Genomic DNA, 22299 nt, shown 5'->3' with positions numbered 1-22299 from the left:
CCACACCTCGACCCTCAATCGTGCCAATCTAGCGGCCGTATCATTGCGGCAGCATTGCGGGAACCGGCTCTCGAGGAATTGGCTTTGAGCGGGCCCCAGCCATGCGCGGAACGCCGCGGGGGCGGCCGGGCGGGCCTCAAGACACCGACAGGGCCAGTCGCTATAAGCGCTGGACCTGATGAGGGAGAAACAAGAATGATCTACGAAATGCGGATCTATCGCTGCGTGCCGGGCCGGCTGCCGGCGCTCTTGAAGCGGTTCGAGACTGCCACGCTGAAGATCTGGGAGAAGCACGGCATCAGGCAGGCCGGCTTCTTCACGACGCTGATCGGTGAATCCAGCCAGGAGCTGACCTATTTCCTGGCCTGGGAGTCGCTCGCCGAGCGCGAGAAGAAGTGGGGCGCCTTCGCGACCGATCCGGACTGGATGAAAGCGCGCGCCGAGAGCGAGGCGGACGGCCAGATTGTCGGCAACATCGTCAGCCAGATCCTGGCGCCGACCGCCTTCTCCGCGGTGAAATAGCGGCTGCCGGCGCGAGGGCGTCGTGGGGAGCCCGGGCGCAACCCTGATATTCTGAGCGCCCGGGCTGAATGGGGTTGATCCGTCCTTCATCGCGGCTATGGTCGCGCCGAAACGAGGGATTTGCCTTGAGCTCTTCGAATTCAGCGGCGGCGGTCGTCACCATTGGCGCGGTCAAATTCGGCAATGATCTGCCGATCTCGATCATTGCCGGGCCGTGCCAGCTCGAAAGCCGCCAGCATGCGCTGGAGATGGCCTCCGCGCTGAAGGAGATTGCCGCGCGGCTGAAGATCGGCCTCGTCTACAAGACCTCGTTCGACAAGGCCAATCGCACCAGCGCATCCGCTGCGCGCGGGCTGGGGCTGGCGCAGTCGCTGCCGATCTTCGCCGAAATCCGATCCTCCTTCGGCCTGCCGGTCCTGACCGACGTGCATGACGCCGCGCAGTGCGCCGAAGTGGCGCAGGCGGTGGACGTGTTGCAGATCCCCGCCTTCCTGTGCCGGCAGACCGATCTATTGCTGGCGGCCGCCGCGACCGGCAAGGTCGTCAACGTCAAGAAAGGCCAATTTCTCGCGCCTTGGGACATGGCGAATGTCGTGTCCAAGATCACCAGCGCGAACAATCCCAACGTCCTCGTGACCGAGCGCGGCGCCTCCTTCGGCTACAACACGCTGGTCTCGGACATGCGCGCGTTGCCGATCCTGGCGCGCACCACCGGCGCCCCCGTGATCTTCGACGCGACCCATTCGGTGCAGCAGCCGGGCGGGAAGGGGGCATCCTCGGGTGGCGAGCGCGAATTCGTGCCGGTGCTGGCACGCGCGGCCGTTGCCGTCGGCGTTGCCGGCGTCTTCATCGAGACCCATCCCGACCCCGATAGCGCGCCCTCCGACGGACCCAACATGGTGCCGCTGCGCGAGTTCGAGGGGCTGATCCGAAGGCTGATGGCGTTCGACGCGCTCGCCAAAGATTCTGCCAAAGCCGACCCACGCTGATGCAGCAAGGCGAGGCGCGGCCGCACGATCACGGCCTGCCGGCCGCCCTCTATGTCATCTCCGGTGCAAGCTTCGCCGCAGCGCTGTCCGCGCGCGCGCTCGATCCGGTGCTGCCGCACGTCGCCGAGGATTTTGGCGTCAGCATCGCGACCGCTGCCGGCTTTGCCGCGGTGTTCGCCTTCACCTTCTCGATCATCCAGCCGATTGTCGGCGCCGCCGCCGACCTGTTCGGCAAGACCCGGCTGATGATCGGCTGCCTCGCGCTGCTCGGTCTTGCCAACATTCTCGGCGCGCTCTCGACCTCGTTCTCGGTACTGTTCGCAACCCGCATCCTCGCCGGCATCGGCTCCGGCGGCGTGTTTCCGGTGGCGCTGAGCCTGACCAGCGATCTCGTCGGCCCCGAGAAGCGCCAGGTCGCGATCAGCCGCACGCTCGCCGGCGCGATGACCGGCAACCTGCTCGGCGCCTCGGCCTCCGGCCTGATCGGCGACTTTCTCGGCTGGCGTGGCGTGCTGGGGGTACTCGGTGCGCTCGTTATCGTTGCGTCGATCGCGGTCGCTGCCGGTTTTCGTGGCGCCAAGGTCAAGCAACCGCCGAAGACGAGCCTCTCGGCGCTGAAGGCCGGCTATCACACCATCTTCACCAATCCGAACGCTTACGTTTGCTATGGGGCCGTGTTCGTCGAAGGCTGCTGCGTGCTCGGCCTGTTTCCCTACATCGCCTCGTTCCTGTTCGAGCTTGGGCAGACCTCGCTGTCGATCGCCGGCCTCGTCATCGCGGGCTTCGCGGTCGGCGGCCTCTTCTACACGCTGACGGTGTCGCGCCTGCTCCCGTGGCTCGGGATGAAGGGCATGATGATCGCGGGCATGACGCTGGTCGCCTCGCAGCTCGTCGCTGTCGCCTTCGGCCCGCGCTGGGAAGTGCAGGCGCTGAACCTGGTCGTGATGGGCTGGGGCTTCTACATCGCCCATGGCTGCCTCCAGATGTTTGCCAGCGAACTCTCGGTCGAGGCCCGCGCGACCGCGCTGTCGCTGCATTCGTTCTTCTTCTTCATGGGGCAGACGGTGGGGCCGCTCGCCTACGGCCTCGGCCTCCTGCATGGCGGCAAGATGCCGACCTTGTTCGCGAGCGCCGCGATCATGGTCGTGCTGGGCTTCGTCTGCGCGCGACTCCTGAAGCAGCGGGCGCCGTCCGACGCGCGCTGAGCTCCAGTCGGTCCCTTATAGGGGGCGTCACCTCCACCATGGCACACGAATTGCTTTGATTTTGAGCAAATCGAGGTGTGAAAACGTGGACGCCCAGGTCATCCGCTCGCCCAGCGCAGTCAGCGTGCCCCGATCAACAGGGTATTCCACCAAGCCACCGCTGCGGCGCTTCCTGACCGATTGCCATTCGGAATTCAGGGCCGACAATTCCGGTGAGCTCGCCGACTACATCCCCGAGCTGAAGCGGGCCAATCCCGATCATTTCGGCATCGCGCTCGTCACCATCGACGGCCATATCTACGAGGTCGGCGACAGCGCGGTACCGTTCACGATCCAGTCGGTCTCCAAGGCCTTCGTATTTGCGCTGGCGCTGGAGATGGCTGGCGAAGAGCGCGTCGCGGCCACCATCGGGGTCGAGCCGAGCGGCGAGGCCTTCAATTCGATCCGGCTCACCAACGACAACCGTCCCTTTAACCCGATGGTCAATGCCGGCGCGATCGCCTGCTCGGGCTTGATCTATGAGGTGGACGGGAAGGGTGCCTTCGAGCGCGTCCGCTCAAAGCTCAGCGAGTTTGCCGGCCGCGAGCTCGGCGTCGACGACGCCGTTCATGCCTCGGAAACGGCGACCGGCAACCGCAACCGGGCCATCGCCTGGCTGCTGCGGAACTACGCGGTGCTGCCGGACGACGTTGACGCCGTGCTCGACGTTTATTTCCGCCAATGCGCGATCCTGGTCACCGCGCGCGATCTGGCGGTGATGGCGGCAACGCTCGCCAATCGCGGCATCAATCCGGTGACGGGCGTGCAGGTGATCACGCCCCACATCGTCGCGCGCACGCTGTCGGTGATGACGAGTTCGGGCATGTACGACTATGCCGGCGAATGGACCTATCGCGTCGGCATTCCCGCCAAGAGCGGCGTCGGCGGCGGCATCGTCGCGGCGCTGCCCTCGCAACTGGGGCTCGGCACCTTCTCGCCGCTGCTCGACAAACATTTCAACAGCGCGCGCGGACTGAAAGTCTGCGAGGCGCTGTCGGCGCGCTTCGACCTGCACATGCTCAACCGCAATGCCGACGTCCGCACCAGCATCATGGCGGATTACGACATCTACGGCATCTCGTCGCGCCGCAGCCGCCAGCCGCACGAGCAGCAGATCCTCAACGAGCGCCACAGCGACATCCGCGTGCTGGAGCTGGTCGGCGCGATGAACTTTGGCACCATCGACTACGTCTCGCGAAGGCTCTCCAGCGAGCCGCCGAACGCGCCGCTGCTGATCATCGATTTCCGCCGCGTTCCCGACATCACGGCGGCCGGCGCGGAGCTTTTGGGCGAAACGCTGGCATCGCTTGGCAATGTCGACGTCACCACGATCCTGTCAGGGTTCGAGGAGACCTCGGCGGTGTGGGCGGCGATCGCCGCGCGTATGGCGGAGCCGCGACGTCTCCGGCGCTTTGCGCTGCTGGACGATGCCATCGAATGGGCCGAGGATCAGGTGATCTACCGCTTCGGCGGCTTCACCGACGTGAAGGAGAGCGCCCATCTTCACGAGCAGGCGCTGCTTGCCGAGCTCCACGCCGACGAGATCGCCGCCATCGTCAAGCTGTCGACCTCGCGACACTACGCGGCCGGCCAGCGCATCATCGCCGCCGGCGAACCCGCCAATTCGCTGTTCTTTCTCCAGAGCGGCATGGTCAGCGTGAAGCTGCCGAGCGGCGTGCGTCTTGCTTCCCTCGGCCCCAGCATGGCCTTCGGCGAAATGGCGATCCTGGAGCGGAGCCGCAGCGCCGACGTCGTTGCCGACACGCCCGTCACCTGCCTCGAACTGCCGCTCGACAGCTTTGCCGATTATCGCCGTCTGCATCCCGAGACGTCGCTGAAGATCATGCGCAACCTCGCCGCCATCCTGGCGCGGCGCCTGGTGCTGGCGAATGCGAAGGTGGATCTGCTGAGTGCGTATTAGGTCATGTGCTTGTGAAACGACGTGTGGCGGGACCGAAACCGATCTCCGCGGCGCAGTGAAAACAGGATGAAGGTCAATCCCCGGCAGCTTTTGCGGTCTGGAGCACCCATTTGACAAAAGAAATCACGCGATGGTCCTTGGCCATTGGGGCGGACCAGCGCACGATTTGGGCCTTGCTCGAGAGCAAATCCCAGGACGGTGGAAGCACTCGCACAAGCCTTCCATCTTTCAGCGCATCCTGGACGAGCAACGAGCGTGCGAGCACGACCCCGTTGCCGGCAAGCGCGGCGGCTATGGCCGTGGCTATCGTCGCAAAGCGTATTTTCGCAGACGGCGGGCGGCCGAAGCCCAATCGTTCAAACCAGGTTGTCCACGACCACTCGGCTCCGCTGTCTTCACCGGCCCGGCCCTTGTGCAAGAGCGGTAACGATCTGATCAGCGTCAGGTCGTAGCTTGATCGACGATTTGGGAGCAGCCGCGGGTGACAGACCGGAAAAACATGCTCGCGATATAGCAGCCGCTGCGTAGACGTCGCCCTGAAGCCCGACGCCGGGAGCCATCGCACCGCGACGTCGAGATCCGCTGACCGCGGTTGCGCGTCGCCTTGCAGAATGGTCAGTTCGACCGGAATGCCTGGATAGTGTTCTGAAAAGTCCGGCAAGCGGCGCACGAGCCAATAGTCGGCAAGTGCCGCGTCGACGCCGACTTTCAGGATCGAGGGCGGCGCCGCGGCGCGACACAGCGCGCGAAGATCGACCATCCTGTCGAGCACGCCGCCGAGCCCGTTCGAGAGGGCAATACCGGCCGCTGTAGCACTTACGCCGCTGGGCTGTCGGATGAGCAACGGCGAACCGACGAAGTCTTCAAGCTTGCGAAGGCGATGGCTGATAGCGCTTTGGGTGAGCCCGAGTTCGGCTGCGGCGCGAGTGACGCTCGCATGTCGCAGCGTGGTCTCAAATGCGATTAAGCCGTCAAACGGGGGAAATGAACGCATTGCATAAGCATGAATGATTTTCATGCGGATGTGAACCCTTTGCATTGGCTTGCATCGCGCTTCGGCGTCCATATGGGGTAGCAGCCCTTCTCGATCGGAGATCCATGGAAAATCCCGAACACGACACGCAGTCTCGACGCCTTTGGTGCGGGCTGCCGGCAATGGTGCTGGGCATGGCGGCGTTTCTCACGCAGTTCGATGTTACCGCGGTTGTGGTCGCGATGCCCGCCATCGCGGCTGATCTCGGTTTCGGCGTCGCCGCCAGCGCTTGGGTGATGGATGCATACAGTTTGGCTTTTACGGGCACTCTGCTCGCTGCCGGCGCGCTGGCCGACAGATACGGACGTCGCCGCGCGCTGCTGGGCGGCAATATCGTGTTCCTGGTCGGCTCGATCGTTTGCGGGGTTGCGGCGGGCGGTCCGATGCTGTGGGCTGCTCGTGCAGTTCAAGGCGTCGGTGCGGCGTTCGTCATAACCGGCGGCATTGCGCTGCTCGCGAACACGTATGTCCGGCCCGAGGAGCGTGCCCGGGCATTTGGGTTGATGGGAGTGCTCTCGGGTATTGCGATGGCGCTCGGTCCGACCCTGGGTGGACTCGTGTCGAGTCTGATCGGATGGCGTTACATCTTCTTTGCCAATATCCCGCTTTGCTCGCTCGCTCTTCTGATCGTTCCGCTGCTGGTCGCAGAGTCGCGAAGTCCTGAGCGCCGACCATTGGATTGGAGCGGTGTCGCTCTCCTTACCCTCGCTCTCGGTATTGCAATCGAAAGCCTTTTGACGGGACGTTCAACACCCGCGCGCGTTGCGGTCGGCCTTGCCGCGAGTGCGTGTCTGCTTGCCATCTTCGTATTGCAGCAGTTGCGCCGGCCGGTGCCGATCTTCGATCCGGCCGTGTTTGGTCGGCCGGTCATGATTTGCATTTCGCTGCTGCTGTTCGCGGTCTCCGTTGCCTATTGGGCCGTGCTCGTCTACCTGCCGCCATTCCTGAATGCTGCTTTCGGCTGGACAGGTTCAGCGGTTGGGATTGCACTACTCCCCGCAACGTTGCCGATGCTTCTCCTGCCACCCTATGGCGCCCGGTTGGTGGCGTGCTGCGGTTGGGGTCGAGTATTTGCGACGGCAATGGTGGCAGCGTTGGCCGGTGATCTCATTTTGGCGTCGGCGGCGAGCGGTTGGCTCGGGGGCGCCAAGGCCGCTCTCGCCGCTGCAGCCATCGGGATGCTCTTGATCGGATTTGGCGCTGCCCTCGCGCATCCGCAATTGTCGGGCGCCGTGGTTGCACTGATGCCCTCGGCCCAGGCCGGCATGGCCTCGGCCGTTACCGTGGTGATGCGGCAGGCTGGGTTTGCCCTCGGTATCGCAGCACTCGGCGCAGCCCTGCCGGACGTAGCGACCGCCGCGAGCTATGCATGGCCCTGGCTTCTTGCCGCTCTTGCAGCAGTCGGCGGCCTGATCGCTGCTTTGATACTGCCGCCGAGCATCGCGGACAAAAGCAGCGGGTAGATGCCGAGTCGGGAAGGGGGGTGGCTTGGTCGGACGCGCGTTGCGTGGTGGGCTGCTGATCGGGGGGCCATCGCGACGCTGGGTCCCGGTCCAGCGGCGCAGCGCTTCACGCTGCGGCGCGTCCGACACGAGAAAGACTCAGCCCCGCCCGCGATAGGGTGCGACGCCCTGCTCGGGCACCCACAGGCCTTTCGGCGCGCGGCCGGTCTGCCAGAACACGTCGATCGGGATGCCGCCGCGCGGATACCAGTAGCCGCCGATGCGCAGGAACTTCGGCTTGATCTCGCTCGCGATGCGCTTGCCGATCATCACGGTGCAGTCCTCGTGGAAGGCGCCGTGATTGCGGAAGCTCGCGATGTAGAGTTTCAGCGACTTCGACTCCAGCAGCCACGCACCCGGCGCGTAGTCGATCATCAGATGCGCGAAATCAGGCTGGCCCGTGACGGGGCAGAGCGAGGTGAATTCCGGCACGGTGAAGCGCACGAGATAGTCCGTGCCTGCTTGCGGATTCGGCACGCGGTCGAGCTTCGCCTTCTCGGGCGTATCGGGCCATTCCACGGCGCGGCCGAGCTGTAAAGCAGGTGAGTTCTTCGATTTGCTTGGCTTTTTCGACATTTGGCCGCCTCCGTGCCGGCCCTCATAGCCAATCCTTCGGCAGCCGTCACCCGGCCTTTTCCGCCTCGATGCATTGCGGTAGAAGCACCGCTAACTGCCCCCTTGTTCCCGGAAAGAGGCTCCCATGACCGCCATCATCGACATCATCGGCCGCGAAATTCTCGATAGCCGTGGCAATCCCACCGTCGAGGTCGACGTTGTGCTGGAAGATGGCGCGCTCGGCCGTGCTGCCGTGCCGTCCGGCGCCTCCACCGGCGCCCATGAGGCGGTGGAACTGCGCGACGGCGACAAGGCCCGCTATCTCGGCAAGGGCGTCACCAAGGCGGTCGGTGCCGTCAACGGCGAAATCTTCGAGGCCCTGAGCGGCCTCGATGTCGAGCAGCAGGCCCAGCTCGACCAGATCATGATCGACCTCGACGGCACGCCGAACAAAAGCCGGCTGGGGGCCAACGCCATCCTCGGCGTCTCGCTCGCCTGCGCCAAGGCGGCCGCGAACTCGCTCGACATGCCGCTCTACCGTTACGTCGGCGGCACCTCGGCGCGTCTCTTGCCGGTGCCGATGATGAACATCATCAATGGCGGCGTGCATGCCGACAACCCGATCGACTTCCAGGAATTCATGATCCTCCCCGTGGGCGCGTCGTCCTTCGCCGAGGGCCTGCGCTACGGCGCCGAGGTGTTCCACACCTTGAAGTCCGAATTGAAGAAGGCCGGCCACAACACCAATGTCGGCGACGAGGGCGGCTTTGCCCCGAACCTGCCGTCGGCGGACGCCGCGCTCGAATTTGTCATGAACGCGATCGGCAAGGCCGGCTACAAGGCGGGCTCCGACATCGTCATCGGGCTCGACTGCGCCTCGACCGAGTTCTTCAAGGACGGCAAATACGTCTACGAAGGCGAGGGCAAGACCCGGTCGATCTCCGAGCAGGCCAAGTACCTTGCTGACCTCGTCTCGCGCTATCCGATCGTGACCATCGAGGATGGCATGTCGGAAGACGACATGGACGGCTGGAAGGAACTGACCGACCTCGTCGGCAAGAAATGCCAGCTCGTCGGCGACGATCTCTTCGTCACCAACGTCAAGCGCCTCGCCGAAGGCATCAAGGCCGGCCGGGCCAACTCGATCCTGATCAAGGTCAACCAGATCGGCACGCTGACCGAGACGCTCGCCGCCGTCGAGATGGCGCATAAGGCCGGCTACACCTCGGTGATGTCGCACCGCTCCGGCGAGACCGAAGATTCCACCATCGCCGACCTCGCGGTCGCCACCAATTGCGGTCAGATCAAGACCGGCTCTCTTGCACGCTCCGATCGCACCGCCAAATACAACCAGCTTCTGCGTATCGAGCAGCAGCTCGGCAAGCAGGCGCTCTACGGCGGCAAGGCGGCACTGAAGGCGCTGGCGTAACGCATCGGCCTCGTTGCCAGCATCGGAAAGTGGACCTCGTCACGGCAGCTTGATCGGCATCGCGCGATCATGCCCGTTGACGGGGCCGGGTTGTGATGTCTTATTGAAGCACTTTCTAGGCGAGGTTTACTTCATATTTATTTTTTAGCCATTTGACGTTCCGCGTCTGACGCGGAAGCGCCGGTGCTTTGCCTCGCCCAACGCGGAGCGCCAAAATGACCAGATTGCGAGCGACCCGGGCCGTCAGCACGGATGGATCTGTTACCGTTCAGGCCAGCGGTCAATTGATGGACGATTTCGTCTACGCCACGGACCTGACCGGCGAGACGGATCTGACGGCGATACAACAGGCCGACGGCAGTTACAGCCTGCTTTACCTCGGAGCGACCGGCAACATCATGTCGCTGCGCCGGGATCCCGACAGCGACACGGGCTGGAGCGAGGAAGTGGTCGATGCCACGCTTCAGCCGAGCCAGGTTGTCGGCGGCATCGATGCGAGCGGCAGGTTCTCGGTCTTTGCCATCGGCTCGAATGTGGCGGCGCCCGACATTTACGTCATGACGCGGCAGAGCGGGGGGGCGTGGAGCTCACCGCAGCCGATCGCGCCGGACGGCTCCGTGCCCATGTTCGTGCAGGCCAGCAAGCTTGCGGCCTTCACGATCGCAGGCAAGCTAGAGCTGTTTGCGCTGCTCAGCCCGTCGCCGGGGCAGACGGGCCAATCGGCCTTGTGGCAAGTCGATTGGGCCGCTGCGAATCCGTCATGGCACTACATCACCGATACCGACCAGACCGTCATCGAGAGCTGCACCATCGCGGGCGTCGATTGTCTCCTGTTCGCGAACACGGCCACCGCCACGCCGGTCGCGCTCGACCTGTTCACGGTGGCTGCTCCTTTCACGGCACCGGCAAGATTGCTGGCGTCGAGCGTCGTCTTCCGCTCGCTGGCCGTCGGCACCCAGGCAGACAAAAATTCGGCGGTGTTCGTCGCCGATCCCGGCGACATGACCGATCGGCCGCAGATCCAGTATCTCGACGGTAGCAACCCGGACGCCGGCTTCGTGGTCGTGGATTCCGCGATCAAGGCGACCGCGCTGGCGGTTGCGAGCGCCGGCACCAATCCGCTGGCGCTGTTCGCGCTCGATGACAGCGGCGCGTTGCAATTCATTGCGACGCCGCCGTCGGACACCAGGTTCGACTTCTTCCTTCGTCTGAGAAACATCCTCACAGCGCGGGGGACGGAAGGCGATGTGGAGTTGGTCGGCTATGTCCCGACGAAGGGCCTGATGCGGATGTGGCAGAGCCCGCCGGACGATCCGGATTCGCCGGACGACAGCAAAGGCGGCTGGACTCGGGAGCCGGTCCAGTATCCGCCGGTGACCCGCAAGCTGGTCGAGCAGAAGACCTATTCGACGACGCTGACGTTCTACGATGCCAAGGGCGTGCCCCTTACCAACGCCAAGGTCGCGTTGAAATCGACGGAGATCGTGACCGCCTCGATCGCAGGCGAAGTCGTGACCCTCGGCCCGGCGCGGGCTGTGACGTTCACGACCGACGCGGCCGGCCGCCTGCGGGTGACGACGGAGACGCGGTCGCTGAATGCCGCAGGATTGAGCGCCAGGCTGCCGGACCTGATGATGGACGGCGGCGATTTCGCAGTGACGCCCAATCATGATGTGCAGGAAAGGCTGCGCAACATCACGACGGCCCAGGTCAAGCAACTCGTGCCGAGCGAGTTCAGTTCCGATGCCGATCAAATTCGGCTGGCCGTCACCGAAGCGATGGCTAGCATCCATGACGGACCGGTCGCCTTGGTACGGGCACGCCTCAACGCCAGGGACGACCTCCGGCTGCCGCTGCCGATGCGCGCGCAGCCTCGGCAGCCCTTCCGCTTCACCGTCGTCGGCGGGCGGGCTGTTTTCAAGACCCTCACCAATGAGGAGGCGGACGCCGCCATCGCCGAGATCGCGGCGTTGCGCACCAGCCCGGATTTTGGATTTTTCGACTTCTTCGAGGACGCGATCGAAGCGATCGGCGATGCGTTCGAGACTGCCGTCAATGCCGTGTACGACTATGTCATCAAGCCGATCGCCACAGGTTTCGAGCTCGCCATCAATTGGGTGGCGGACAAGCTCAAGATCGTCTGGAACGGCATCGTCGACACCGTCGAAAGCGCCTTCCGCTTCGTGGAAACCGTCTTCAATGCGGTTAAGACGTTCTTCGTCAGGCTCTACAACTTCCTCGCCTGGCTGCTCAGCGATGCCCGCAAGGATATCTGGGCCACCAAGCGGAAGTTCGAGCAGATCTTCAGCCATGGCCTGATTTCGCTCGCGGGTTATGCCGCGGACGGCGGCAAGGTCAGCCACAGCTTCTTCGAGACCATGGAAGGCGCCGTCAAGCAGGCCTTTGCGGGGATCGAGAAGGATCTCGGCAAGATCGACGCGGATGACGGAATGGATGCGCCGTCCGGCGTGAGCACGTTTCTCGAAATCATCGAGGACAGTGCAAGCGTCGCCAACTGGCTGATGGACAAGGTCTCGTTCGGCAGCCTCATCAGTCTTGGCATCAATGTTCCATCGGCGATGGTGCAGGATGCGATGGCTCTCATCTCGCAGGTCCAGTCGGCCTTCGCCACCGAGATTGCCAAACTCATCCAGGCAAGCATCAAACGCTTGCAGGCGCTGGCAACCAACACGTCGGAGTTCGGCAAGGTTCTGCTCGCAACAATCGTTGGCGAGGTGAAAGACCTGATCCTGGCGATCCTGCGGGTTCTCGATTCACTGGTTCAGTCTGTTCTGAACTTCTTCGCCAAGGATCTCGTCGCGCTCAACACCGCGGTGTTCGGCGCCTCCATCAATAACTTCGTTATCCAGGCGCTCTACGATCTGATCAACCCGGGCTCTTCGGAGGATTTGACCGTCGTCGGGCTCGGCTCGCTGCTCTGCGCCTTCGTTGCGACCACGCTCTATCGCATCATCTTCGAGGACTCTCCGTTCTCGCTCGAACAGGTCGAGCAGGGCGTTGCTTCGAGCAAGAAGGAGATCGGCGTTCTCCTGATCCTGTCTGGCCTCGTCCAGACGACGGTGTGGTGTGTCGCCGATATCGGGCTCGATGTCGGATTGTTCGACAACCCGCCTCCCTGGCAAGCCCTGGCCGTCGTGATTCTCGGCCCGACCTTGATTCAGTTTCTGGCCTGGCCCGGAGGCCCGTTCGCAAGGCTCGAGTTCGACACGCCGGTCAAGCAGGCCACCTCGGCGGCCTGGCTGTCCGGGTTCGGCAATATCGCGTTCAAGTTCTTGTGGGGCATCGCCCGCAAATTCAAGGATGGTCCGCGCGGCTCGTTCCCGGGATCTTGCGCATTGAGTGCCGGCGGCATCCTGTCTTTGGCGATGAACGCTTGGATGCTCTACGAGAAGGAGAGTGCAGGCACGGCGCGGGTGTCGGAATGGGTTGCCGGCGCCGCCGGGCCATTGTCGGCGATCGCAAAGCCCGCCAAGCACACGCTTGATCCGCTTGATGCCCGTATCTTCCTCGGCGTCATGGACCTCATAAGTGATGTCAGCGCCGGAATCGCCAAGATCGTCCACGGCAAGGAGATCATCGATTCGGAGGAAGGGACGACGCTAACTGCAAGACGCGTCTCGATGGGCTCGGCCTAGGTCACGGGCCGGGCATCCGGAGGGACGCTCATACTGCTCAAATTACGCGAACTGATTTTCACCCAGGCTGTTTCATCAGAGGATATTATCATGCCCGCACTCTCGGATCCGACCTTGCAGACCAAAGGCAGGCTTACCGTCGGCCTGAACCTCGACAACAACGCATCGTACATCAGCAGCGGCGCTGTGAACGGGCTGAAGGTGACGGCCGGGGCGCTTGCCTACGGGCCGCCCAACGCGCCGCCGCCGCCGTGGAAGCCGAGCAAGCAATACTGGTCCGGAAACGGCACCGCGTTCGGCGCCCAGGGAATGGTCCCGACGACCTACGGCTACACTTACCAGGCCGGCATCTACCGGCCACTGTACATCAACGACATGAGCAGCAATGCCGTGATGACCGGGAAGACCTATATCTTCACGTTCTCGCTGGGAACCGAATGGATTCAGCTCTATGTCAGGGTCACCGGCGGGCCCGACGGAGCCACGGTCTTGCCCGGCTTCGGACTTTGGAGCCTTGGCAGCAACCCGCATGCCTGGACCTACGTGACGCCAGAGGCCTTTACCGGCGACTGGATGATCGGGCTTCTCAGTCCGGCCTGCTTCAACATCGTGTGGCTCTCGGTTGAATATGCACCGCCCAAGGATTACGGCGGCGGTCTGCCGGAGGCGCGGCTGTGCTTCAAGGTATCGGGACTGTCGCCGACCAATGCATTTGCGTATTCGACCGATGTCGATCTCGGCGGTCCCCGTCCGCCGGGGCAGGAAATGCCGATCGGACTTCAGCATCTGCATCCGCGTAGCCAACCGCACATCCTGCAGCGCGAATCCGCCGTTCCCGTCGGCTAGGCTTCCGGTTCAATCAGTTGCTGCGCGGCGAGCCGGAACTTGGTATGGAGGCCGCCTATCCGGGCGCGTCGCGCTGCAATGCCTGGGCCTGAGGCTATGAGTTGGTCGGGGGCTCGAGGCATCGCTGACGCTCCTGCATCAAGCGGAGGATCGACATGAGCGACGGCAAGAATGGCCTGCAACTGCGTTCGCTGATCAAGAAGAGCGGAGAGCTCGAGATCTCGCTTCTGGAAGTGCCGACCCCCGAACCCGGCGCGGACGAGGTCGTCGTCCGCGTCGAGGGGGCGCCGATCAATCCGTCCGACCTCGGGCTCCTGGTGGGCGCGGCCGATATGAGCACGGCGAAGGCTTCGGGCACCAAGGACGCCCCTGTGATCACTGCGAAGGTGCCGGAGGGCGCGATGCGTGCGATGGCGGGTCGTCTCGACGAATCCATGCCGGTCGGCAACGAGGGCGCGGGTGTCGTCATCAGGACCGGCTCGTCGGATGCCGCCAAGGCCCTGATGGGCAAGACCGTCGCCATGATCGGCGGCGCGATGTATGCCCAGTACCGCACCCTGAAAGTGCGCGAGTGCCTGCCGCTGCCGGCAGGTACCACGCCGGCGGAAGGCGCGTCCTGCTTCGTCAACCCGCTCACCGCGCTCGGCATGACGGAGACCATGCGGCGCGAGGGTCACAAGGCGCTGGTGCACACCGCGGCCGCCTCCAATCTCGGCCAGATGCTGAACAAGATCTGCATCAAGGATGGCATCCCGCTGGTCAATATCGTGCGCAGCAAGGAGCAGGCCGACATCCTGCACAAGATCGGCGCCAAGCATGTCGTCGATTCCTCCGCGCCGAGCTTCCTCGGCGATCTCACCAATGCGCTGGTCGAGACCGGCGCCACCATCGCCTTCGACGCCATCGGCGGCGGCAAGCTCGCCGGCGACATCCTCAACTGCATGGAAGTCGCGATCAACAAGACCGCCAAGGAATACAGCCGCTACGGCTCCAACGTCCACAAACAGGTCTATGTCTACGGCGGGCTCGATGTCCGCCCGATCGAATTGCCGCGTGGTTTCGGCATGGCCTGGGGCGTCGGCGGCTGGCTGCTGTTTCCGTTCCTGATGAAGATCGGGCAGGCGGACGGGGCCAAGCTGCGCCAGCGCGTCGTCGACGAATTGAAGACCACCTTCGCCAGCCACTACACCAAGGTGGTGTCGCTCCAGGAGGCGCTCGATCCCGCGAACATCGCGATATATGCCAAACGCGCCACCGGCGAAAAATTCCTCATCAACCCAAATAAATAATCGCGAGGTGCGACGGCACGTCACCGAAAGAAGGTCTTGCCTTCTGAGCGAAGCGGGAGATTATTCCGCCGCCATTTGAACGCGGAAAAACCGCAGGCGCTCAGAAGGGGACCTCTCCATGACCGATCTCAATCGCCGCCATTTGCTCGCAGGCGCCGCCGCCATCGGTGCGGCCGCCGTGACCGGCCTCCGGCCGACCGCCACCAGTGCCGCAGTGCCGCAAGCCGGCACGCAGGCGCCGGGCTTCTACCGCTACAAGGTCGGCAGCTACGAGTGCACCTCGATCAATGACGGCGCGCGCACTTTCCCGATGCCGGACAAGTTCGTCGTCAACGCGCCGAAGGAGGAAGCGCTGGCCGCGGGCGAGGCGGCCTACATGCCGAAGGGCATGGTCACGGTGCCGTTCAACCCGCAGCTCATCAACACCGGCTCCAAGCTCGTGCTGATCGATGCCGGCAACGGCGTTGCGAATTTCGAGGCGAGCAAGGGCGCGGTCGGCCGCACACTGCAAAATCTCCAGGCCGCCGGCGTCGATCCCAAGAGCATCGACGTCGTGCTGTTGTCGCATCTGCATCCCGACCACACCAACGGCATCCGTCTCGCCGACGGCGCGCTCGCCTTCCCCAATGCGGAGATCATGGTGCCGGTCAAGGACTGGGAGTTCTGGGTCAGCGAAGAGAACGCCGCCAAGGCCGAGTCCAACCCGATGATGAAGAATTATTTTGCGAACGTGAAGAAGACGTTTGCCGGTCTCGAATCCAAGGTCACCAAATACGAGTGGGGCAAGGAGGTCGCGCCCGGCATCACCTCGATCGCGACGCCGGGCCATACGCCCGGTCATACCTCGTTCGCGGTTGCGTCGGGCGATGCCAAGGTGCTGATCCAGTCCGACGTCACCAACATTCCGGAGTTCTTCCTGCGCAATCCGGACTGGCACGTGCTGTTCGACACCGACGCCGCGATGGCGCAGGAGACGCGCCACAAGTTCTACGACATGGCGGCGGCCGAGAAGGCGACCGTGATCGGCTTCCACTTCACCTTCCCCTCGGTCGGCCATGTCGAGAAGGACGGCGCGAAGTACCGCCTGATCCCATCGGCGTGGAATCCGACCATCTGACCCGATTTGCAGATATGCACGATAGATAGGGCCGCCGCTTGGCGGCCCCATTGTTTCGGGCGACCATCTGCTTTCGCGAAACGCAGCGTTTCCAAATCGAACCATTCCATGCACTTGCATCCATCGCCCGAGATGGCTTAAGTGCCGGTCCCGGCATTCCCGCTCAAGTTCTGAGGACACCCCATGGCCTACAACATCGTCACGATCGCCGGCAGCCTGCGCAAGGAAAGCTTTTCGCTGAAGATCGCCAACGCGCTCGCCAAGCTCGCGCCGGCCTCCCTCAAGCTCGAGGTCATCACGCCGGCCGGCATCTCGCTCTTCAACCAGGACCTCGAAGGCGCGCCGCCCGCGGACTGGCTGGCCTTCCGCGAAAAGCTCCAGAAGTCGGACGGTGTTATCTTCGTCACCCCCGAATACAACCGCGCGATTCCGGGCGTGCTGAAGAACGCCATCGACGTCGCTTCGCGCCCCTACGGCAAGAGCTCGTTCAACGGCAAGCCGGTCGGCATCATCTCGAACTCGCCGAGCCCGCTCGGTGGTGTCAGCGCCGCCAAGACGCTGCAGACCATCCTGCCCGGTATTGCCGGCCCGATCCTGCAGCAGCCGGAAGCTTATTTGAATGCGGTCGGCGACGCCTTCGATGCCGACGGCAATCTGGTCAAGGACTCCCTCAAGCCCGTGCTCCAGGCCTATATCGACGCCTTTGCGGTGCACGTGGCGAAGCACCACGGCTGAGGCCGCTCAATCCTTGTCATGCCCGGGGACATCTAGCGCGAAGACACGCTTCGCGCTTTTGCCCGGGCATGACGATCGGCGGTTGGAGCAGGGGCAATTAGCATTCCCTTAACCAACCTGCCCCATCTTCCCAGGATGGTCTCCCGCGCGCGCCTGAAATCGATCCTGACCGGTCTTGCCCTCTACGCGATGGCGGCCGCCATCGTCGGCTATTTCGGCGTCAACGCCTATACCGGCAAATACGGCCTCAACGCCCGCCAGGAACTCGACCAGGAGATCGTCGCGCTGACCGGCGAACTGGCGCAGCTCAAGCGTGAGCGCGCCAGGAGCGAGCAGCGCGTTTCGCTGCTGCGCTCGGCAAAGATCGACCCCGACATGCTGGACGAGCGGGCGCGCTTTCAGCTCGACTACGTCAATCCGCGCGATCTCGTCCGGATGATCCCGGCGAACTGATCGCAGCGACCTCCCGCGTGATGCCGGCGAGCCAAAGACCGGGGGCGATTTCCTCCGCGCATCTCGACTGCTCGTGTCTGCCGGACCCGCCGTCATCGGCCTGTTAGAGAGTTGAGACAAAGAGAAGCTCCGGGCTCGATCAGGCCTCGCGCAAGCGAAGGTATGCTGCGCAAACGATGGAGGCTTGGCCATGACGGACAATCGTTCAGGACGGACAATGCGCGTTGCCGCGATTCTGTTCGGCGCGGCGGTCTTGCCGCTGTCGATGGCGTTGGCTCAGACCGGCCCGGCGCCATCAGGCGCCAAGCCCCTCCTGACCGTCGACGGACAACCGCCGCTGATCCTCGGACATCGCGGCCTTCCGGGATTGATCGCCGAAGAGACGGAAGCATCGTATGACCTTGCGGCGGCGCTCGGGGCCGACGCGCTTGAAGAAGATCTGCATCTCACTAAGGATTGCGTCCTGGTCGTGCGTCACAACCCCTGGCTCGCCGACAACACTGACATTGCCGAGGTGGCGAAGACCAATGCGGCTGTCGCCGCCCGCAAGCGCACAGTGCCGGGTATGCGCGTCAAGGCCCCATCTCCCGGCAACGGGCCCGCCGATTACCTGACTGATCTCACCGATCCCGCAGACCCCAAATCGGTGCTGAGATCGTTGATCGTGGACGGCGAAGACCATACCAACGATTGGTCGATCACCGACTTCACCATGGCCGAGCTGAAGCAATGGATTGCCGGCACCACCTATGACGCGGCCAACGAACGGCCGAAGATCTTTAACGGCAAGTTCCCGGTCATCAGCTTCCAGGACGTCATCGACATCGCCAAGGCCAAGAGCAAAGAGACCGGGCGCACGATCCTTGTCTATCCGGAAACCAAGAACCCGACCTGGAACAATGCCCAGGCCATCGCCAATGGCTGCGGCGCGGCCGGCAGCCATCCGCTCGAGGATGCCTTGATCAGGATGATCAAGGACAACGGCCTCAACACGAAGGACGCCCCCATCCTCGTTCAGAGCTTCGAGCCCGGCAGTTTGAAATATATGCGCAGCCATGGCCTTCAGACGCGGCAGGTCCAGCTCATTGACGGCAACGGGATCGACTTCAGGACCGGCAAGGTGCTGCTCAACAACATCACCAATTCGCGACCTTTCGACTGGACGGTTGCGGGTGACGCGCGCCTGTACGATGCGATGCTGACCCCCGAAGGCCTTGCCGAGATCAAGACCTATGCCGACGGCATCGGTCCGTGGAAGGCCTATATCGTTCCACTCAAGATCGCCCCGTGGAAGGACAGCAACGCCGACGGCACGCCCTATAAGGGATCGACGCCGGAGGCTTCGACGCAGAACGCAACCAGTCTGATCGCCGATGCGCACAAGCTCGGCCTGTTCGTGCACGTCTTCACGTTCCGGAACGAGAAGAAATACCTCGCTGCCGATTATCGCGCTGATCCCAGCCTTGAATATCTCAAATTCTTCCGTCTCGGTGTCGACGGGGTCTTCACCGACTTCACGCATACCGGCGTTGCCGCCCGCGCAGCGTATCTGCGCGAGCTCGGCTGGTAGGCGGCGCTGCGAATCGGACCCGCACATGAGCGGGTGCGAACTTCGTCGCCTCGGCTGCCGTGCCTCCTTCGCTGGCGGGTGAGCTAAAGTTGCCTGATCAAGCCCAAAGGTTTTGCAAAGTTTCGGCCACATTGCAGTGCGGCATAATGAATGTCGTGCCATGCCGCCGCGGTGCTTTCCAAGGGCGTTTGAGTTGGGTTAGAGAGGGCTGAAGTTTTCTCTGACCCGGAATTCCCATGGCCGCACCCAAGAAAGCCGCCGCAAGCACTGCACAAGACAAGACCGACGGCGGCTCGCCCCCGGAATTCACGAGGGAGCAGGAGCTCAAGGCGCTCCGCGAGATGCTCCTGATCCGGCGGTTCGAGGAAAAGGCCGGCCAGCTCTACGGCATGGGCGCGATCGGTGGCTTCTGCCACCTCTATATCGGCCAGGAAGCCGTGGTGGTCGGCATGCAGATGGCCTTGAAAACGGGCGATCAGGTCATCACCGGTTATCGCGACCACGGGCACATGCTGGCCACCGGCATGGAGGCCAACGGCGTCATGGCCGAGCTTACGGGACGCCACGGCGGCTATTCCAAAGGCAAGGGCGGCTCCATGCACATGTTCAGCAAGGAGAAGCACTTCTACGGCGGCCACGGCATTGTCGGCGCCCAGGTCTCGCTCGGCACCGGTCTGGCCTTCGCCAATCACTATCGCGGCAACGACAATGTCAGCGTCACCTATTTCGGCGATGGCGCAGCCAACCAGGGCCAGGTCTATGAGAGCTTCAATATGGCCGAGCTCTGGAAGCTGCCGGTGATCTACGTCATCGAGAACAACCGCTACGCCATGGGCACCTCGGTCTCGCGCGCCTCGGCGCAGCAGGATTTCTCAAAGCGCGGCGCGTCCTTCAACATTCCCGGTCAGCAGGTCGACGGCATGGACGTCCGCGCGGTGAAGGCCGCCGGTGACGAAGCTGCGGCCTGGTGCCGTGCCGGCAAAGGCCCCTTCATCTTGGAAATGCAGACCTACCGCTATCGCGGCCACTCGATGTCCGACCCTGCAAAGTACAGAACGCGCGAGGAGGTCGAAAAAGTCCGCCACGACCAGGATCCGATCGAGCAGGTGCGCAACCGCTTGCTCGCGGCCAAGGTCAGCGAGCAGGATCTGAAGGCGATCGACGCCGAGGTGCGCGACATCGTCAACGCGTCCGCCGATTTCGCCCAGCATGATCCCGAGCCGGATGCCGCCGAGCTCTGGACCGATATTTACCGCTGAACGCGCGCAAGCTTTCTTTTGGAGTCGATATGCCAATTCAAGTGCTGATGCCCGCGTTGTCGCCCACGATGGAGAAGGGCAACCTCTCCAAATGGCTGAAAAAAGAGGGTGAGACGATCAAGTCCGGCGACGTCATCGCCGAGATCGAGACCGACAAGGCGACCATGGAGGTCGAGGCGACCGATGAAGGCACGCTCGGCAAGATCCTGATCCCCGAGGGCACCGCCGACGTTGCCGTGAACACCCCGATCGCGACGATTCTGGCCGATGGCGAGAGCGCCGCCGATCTGGCCAAGGCGCCCGCGCCCGCCCAGAAGGCCGCGGAATCCGCAGCCCCTGCTGTCGCAAAAGCCGAGGCGCCCGCGCCCAAAACTGCGCCCGCACCGCAGGCTATCGCCGAGCCCGATCCGGAAGTGCCCGCCGGCACCGAGATGGTGACGCAGACCATCCGCGAAGCCCTGCGCGATGCCATGGCCGAAGAAATGCGCCGCGACGCCGACGTCTTCGTGATGGGCGAAGAGGTCGCCGAATATCAGGGCGCCTACAAGGTGACGCAGGGCCTGCTTCAGGAGTTCGGCGCCAAGCGCGTCATCGACACCCCGATCACCGAGCACGGCTTTGCCGGCGTCGGCGTCGGGGCCGCCATGACGGGCCTGAAGCCGATCGTCGAGTTCATGACCTTCAACTTCGCCATGCAGGCGATCGACCAGATCATCAACTCCGCGGCCAAGACGCTCTACATGTCCGGCGGCCAGATGGGCTGCTCGATCGTGTTCCGCGGGCCGAACGGCGCGGCTGCCCGCGTCGCCGCCCAGCACAGCCAAGACTACTCGGCCTGGTACTCGAGCGTTCCCGGTCTGAAAGTCGTCGCGCCATTCTCGGCTGCCGACTACAAGGGCCTGCTCAAGGCCGCGATCCGCGATCCCAATCCGGTGATCTTCCTCGAGAACGAGATGCTCTACGGGCACACCGGCGAAGTGCCGAAGCTCGACGATTTCGTGATCCCGATCGGCAAGGCGCGCATCGTGCGCTCCGGCGGCCACGTCACGATCATTTCCTGGTCGAACGGCATGAGCTATGCGCTCAAGGCCGCCGACGAGCTCGCCAAGGACGGCATCGAGGCCGAGGTGATCGACCTGCGCACGCTGCGTCCGATGGACACCGAGACCATCATCAACTCCGTCAAGAAGACGGGGCGCGCCGTCACTGTGGAAGAGGGCTGGGCCCAGAGCGGCGTCGGCGCCGAGATCGCCGCGCGCATCATGGAGAACGCCTTCGACTATCTGGATGCGCCGGTTGCCCGCGTCTCCGGCAAGGACGTGCCGATGCCCTATGCCGCGAACCTGGAGAAGCTCGCGCTGCCCTCAGTGGCTGAAGTGGTCGAGGCCGCCAAAGCCGTCTGCTACAGGTAGACCATGGCGGGCCCGAAGGAGCAGCCATTGCCACCCGACGTCCTCGCCCGCGATGATGCGGTCGAGATCCTGCGCGTGTTCGTGCTGGACGGCGGGCTGTCGATGGCGTTCCAGCGGGCTTTTGAGGAGCCCGATATGTGGGGCCTGCTGCTGGTCGATCTCGCCCGCCACGCCGCCCGCGCCTATGCGCGCGAGAGCGAATATACCGAGGAGGACGCCATGAACCGGATCCTCGAAATGTTCCAGGCGGAGATCGAACGTCCGACCGACACCGGCACCACGACGCCGCGCGGAAAGGGACACTGACTGTGGCGATAGAATCCTATCATTTCGATTTCATGCTGGAAGCGATCCGCGAGGCGCAAGACTCGATCGCGCAAGGCGGCCTGCCGATCGGCGCCGTGCTGACGCGCGATAACAAGATCATCGCCCGCGGCCACAACAACCGTGTGCAGGAAAACAACGTGATCCTGCACGGCGAGATGAGCTGCTTGCGCGAAGCCGGCGCGATCTCGTTCCACGACACAATCATGTACACCACGCTGTCGCCATGCTCGATGTGTGCCGGCGCGCTCGCTCTGTTCAAGGTCAAGCTCGTGGTGATCGGGGAATCCGTCACCTTCGAGGGCTCCAAGGACATCCTCGACAAGTTCGGCATCCCCTGGATCGATCTTGCGGACGACCGCTCCATCACCATGATGAAGAATTGGCGTTCCAATCCTGCCAATGAGCGCCTGTGGCAGGGCGACATCGGCAACTAAACCTGG

19 protein-coding genes are annotated in these 22299 nt (G+C 63.7%); 17 read left to right on the top strand and 2 right to left on the bottom strand.

Annotation, left to right across the window (positions count from 1 at the left end; translation table 11 throughout):
• The first annotated feature begins 195 nt into the window (after positions 1-195).
• The 4 genes from IVB31_RS09910 to glsA all read left to right on the top strand — a co-directional run bounded on the left by IVB31_RS09910 (position 196) and on the right by glsA (position 4676).
• On the top strand, positions 196-522 hold the full coding sequence (locus tag IVB31_RS09910; RefSeq protein WP_247321328.1) for an NIPSNAP family protein: 327 nt from the start codon (positions 196-198) through the stop codon (positions 520-522).
• Positions 523-647: 125 nt separating this feature from the next.
• Positions 648-1511: a 3-deoxy-8-phosphooctulonate synthase gene (gene kdsA / locus IVB31_RS09905; protein ID WP_247321327.1), complete on the top strand. Its 864-nt coding sequence runs from the start codon at positions 648-650 to the stop codon at positions 1509-1511.
• Positions 1511-2716, top strand: coding sequence for an MFS transporter (locus IVB31_RS09900; protein ID WP_247321325.1), 1206 nt, complete (start codon positions 1511-1513; stop codon positions 2714-2716). The genes kdsA and IVB31_RS09900 overlap by 1 nt, the downstream gene beginning before the upstream one ends.
• An 85-nt stretch (positions 2717-2801) precedes the next feature.
• Complete coding sequence (gene glsA / locus IVB31_RS09895) at positions 2802-4676, top strand: glutaminase A (RefSeq protein ID WP_247321323.1); 1875 nt, start codon at positions 2802-2804, stop codon at positions 4674-4676.
• Positions 4677-4749: 73 nt separating this feature from the next.
• On the opposite strand, the gene IVB31_RS09890 is transcribed toward glsA, so the two are convergent.
• A complete protein-coding gene (locus IVB31_RS09890) occupies positions 4750-5694 on the bottom strand; it encodes a LysR substrate-binding domain-containing protein (protein WP_247321317.1) in 945 nt (314 codons plus the stop codon).
• An 80-nt stretch (positions 5695-5774) separates the two neighbouring features.
• Between IVB31_RS09890 and IVB31_RS09885 the strand changes: the two genes are divergently transcribed.
• The gene (locus tag IVB31_RS09885) at positions 5775-7172 is read left to right on the top strand and encodes an MFS transporter (RefSeq protein ID WP_247321315.1); all 1398 of its coding nucleotides are present in this window, start codon (positions 5775-5777) and stop codon (positions 7170-7172) included.
• A gap of 138 nt (positions 7173-7310) precedes the next feature.
• Here IVB31_RS09885 and queF read toward each other — a convergent pair whose 3' ends face one another.
• Positions 7311-7787, bottom strand: a complete 477-nt coding sequence (gene queF / locus IVB31_RS09880) for a preQ(1) synthase (protein WP_247321313.1) — start codon at positions 7785-7787, stop codon at positions 7311-7313.
• A gap of 124 nt (positions 7788-7911) precedes the next feature.
• Between queF and eno the strand changes: the two genes are divergently transcribed.
• The 12 genes from eno (at position 7912) to IVB31_RS09820 (ending at position 22293) form a co-directional block, all read left to right on the top strand.
• Positions 7912-9195 carry a phosphopyruvate hydratase gene (gene eno / locus IVB31_RS09875; protein WP_211387143.1) on the top strand — a complete coding sequence of 428 codons (1284 nt, stop codon included), beginning with the start codon at positions 7912-7914 and terminating at the stop codon, positions 9193-9195.
• Between the two features lie 215 nt (positions 9196-9410).
• Positions 9411-12851, top strand: a complete 3441-nt coding sequence (locus IVB31_RS09870; protein ID WP_247321311.1) for a hypothetical protein — start codon at positions 9411-9413, stop codon at positions 12849-12851.
• A gap of 90 nt (positions 12852-12941) precedes the next feature.
• Complete coding sequence (locus tag IVB31_RS09865) at positions 12942-13697, top strand: hypothetical protein (protein ID WP_247321309.1); 756 nt, start codon at positions 12942-12944, stop codon at positions 13695-13697.
• Between the two features lie 155 nt (positions 13698-13852).
• Complete coding sequence (locus IVB31_RS09860) at positions 13853-14986, top strand: zinc-binding dehydrogenase (protein ID WP_247321307.1); 1134 nt, start codon at positions 13853-13855, stop codon at positions 14984-14986.
• A 118-nt stretch (positions 14987-15104) separates the two neighbouring features.
• Complete coding sequence (locus IVB31_RS09855; protein ID WP_247321306.1) at positions 15105-16103, top strand: MBL fold metallo-hydrolase; 999 nt, start codon at positions 15105-15107, stop codon at positions 16101-16103.
• 183 nt (positions 16104-16286) lie between these two features.
• On the top strand, positions 16287-16838 hold the full coding sequence (locus IVB31_RS09850) for an NADPH-dependent FMN reductase (protein WP_247321305.1): 552 nt from the start codon (positions 16287-16289) through the stop codon (positions 16836-16838).
• 135 nt (positions 16839-16973) lie between these two features.
• Positions 16974-17291: a septum formation initiator family protein gene (locus IVB31_RS09845; protein WP_247321302.1), complete on the top strand. Its 318-nt coding sequence runs from the start codon at positions 16974-16976 to the stop codon at positions 17289-17291.
• A 190-nt stretch (positions 17292-17481) separates the two neighbouring features.
• Positions 17482-18861 carry a glycerophosphodiester phosphodiesterase family protein gene (locus IVB31_RS09840; protein ID WP_247321300.1) on the top strand — a complete coding sequence of 460 codons (1380 nt, stop codon included), beginning with the start codon at positions 17482-17484 and terminating at the stop codon, positions 18859-18861.
• Between the two features lie 236 nt (positions 18862-19097).
• A complete protein-coding gene (gene pdhA / locus IVB31_RS09835; RefSeq protein ID WP_247321298.1) occupies positions 19098-20120 on the top strand; it encodes a pyruvate dehydrogenase (acetyl-transferring) E1 component subunit alpha in 1023 nt (340 codons plus the stop codon).
• 29 nt (positions 20121-20149) lie between these two features.
• A complete protein-coding gene (locus tag IVB31_RS09830; protein WP_247321296.1) occupies positions 20150-21532 on the top strand; it encodes a pyruvate dehydrogenase complex E1 component subunit beta in 1383 nt (460 codons plus the stop codon).
• A 3-nt stretch (positions 21533-21535) separates the two neighbouring features.
• Complete coding sequence (locus IVB31_RS09825) at positions 21536-21838, top strand: DUF5076 domain-containing protein (protein ID WP_015685879.1); 303 nt, start codon at positions 21536-21538, stop codon at positions 21836-21838.
• Between the two features lie 2 nt (positions 21839-21840).
• Entirely contained in the window at positions 21841-22293 is a 453-nt protein-coding gene (locus IVB31_RS09820) for a nucleoside deaminase (protein ID WP_247321294.1), read from the top strand.
• The last annotated feature ends 6 nt before the right edge of the window (positions 22294-22299 follow it).

It is taken from the genome of Bradyrhizobium sp. 21, assembly GCF_023073335.1.
Lineage (GTDB): Bacteria > Pseudomonadota > Alphaproteobacteria > Rhizobiales > Xanthobacteraceae > Bradyrhizobium.
This window is presented reverse-complemented; position numbering and strand designations above follow the sequence as displayed.

Coding starts and splice junctions, on each gene's coding strand:
- IVB31_RS09865 (WP_247321309.1), top strand. CDS start 12,942: ATGCCCGCACTCTCGGATCCGACCTTGCAGACCAAAGGCAGGCTTACC.
- IVB31_RS09890 (WP_247321317.1), bottom strand. CDS start 5,694: ATGAAAATCATTCATGCTTATGCAATGCGTTCATTTCCCCCGTTTGAC.
- IVB31_RS09840 (WP_247321300.1), top strand. CDS start 17,482: ATGACGGACAATCGTTCAGGACGGACAATGCGCGTTGCCGCGATTCTG.
- queF (WP_247321313.1), bottom strand. CDS start 7,787: ATGTCGAAAAAGCCAAGCAAATCGAAGAACTCACCTGCTTTACAGCTC.
- IVB31_RS09830 (WP_247321296.1), top strand. CDS start 20,150: ATGCCAATTCAAGTGCTGATGCCCGCGTTGTCGCCCACGATGGAGAAG.
- IVB31_RS09860 (WP_247321307.1), top strand. CDS start 13,853: ATGAGCGACGGCAAGAATGGCCTGCAACTGCGTTCGCTGATCAAGAAG.
- IVB31_RS09910 (WP_247321328.1), top strand. CDS start 196: ATGATCTACGAAATGCGGATCTATCGCTGCGTGCCGGGCCGGCTGCCG.
- IVB31_RS09850 (WP_247321305.1), top strand. CDS start 16,287: ATGGCCTACAACATCGTCACGATCGCCGGCAGCCTGCGCAAGGAAAGC.
- pdhA (WP_247321298.1), top strand. CDS start 19,098: ATGGCCGCACCCAAGAAAGCCGCCGCAAGCACTGCACAAGACAAGACC.
- IVB31_RS09845 (WP_247321302.1), top strand. CDS start 16,974: ATGGTCTCCCGCGCGCGCCTGAAATCGATCCTGACCGGTCTTGCCCTC.
- IVB31_RS09855 (WP_247321306.1), top strand. CDS start 15,105: ATGACCGATCTCAATCGCCGCCATTTGCTCGCAGGCGCCGCCGCCATC.
- IVB31_RS09885 (WP_247321315.1), top strand. CDS start 5,775: ATGGAAAATCCCGAACACGACACGCAGTCTCGACGCCTTTGGTGCGGG.
- IVB31_RS09870 (WP_247321311.1), top strand. CDS start 9,411: ATGACCAGATTGCGAGCGACCCGGGCCGTCAGCACGGATGGATCTGTT.
- IVB31_RS09825 (WP_015685879.1), top strand. CDS start 21,536: ATGGCGGGCCCGAAGGAGCAGCCATTGCCACCCGACGTCCTCGCCCGC.
- eno (WP_211387143.1), top strand. CDS start 7,912: ATGACCGCCATCATCGACATCATCGGCCGCGAAATTCTCGATAGCCGT.
- IVB31_RS09900 (WP_247321325.1), top strand. CDS start 1,511: ATGCAGCAAGGCGAGGCGCGGCCGCACGATCACGGCCTGCCGGCCGCC.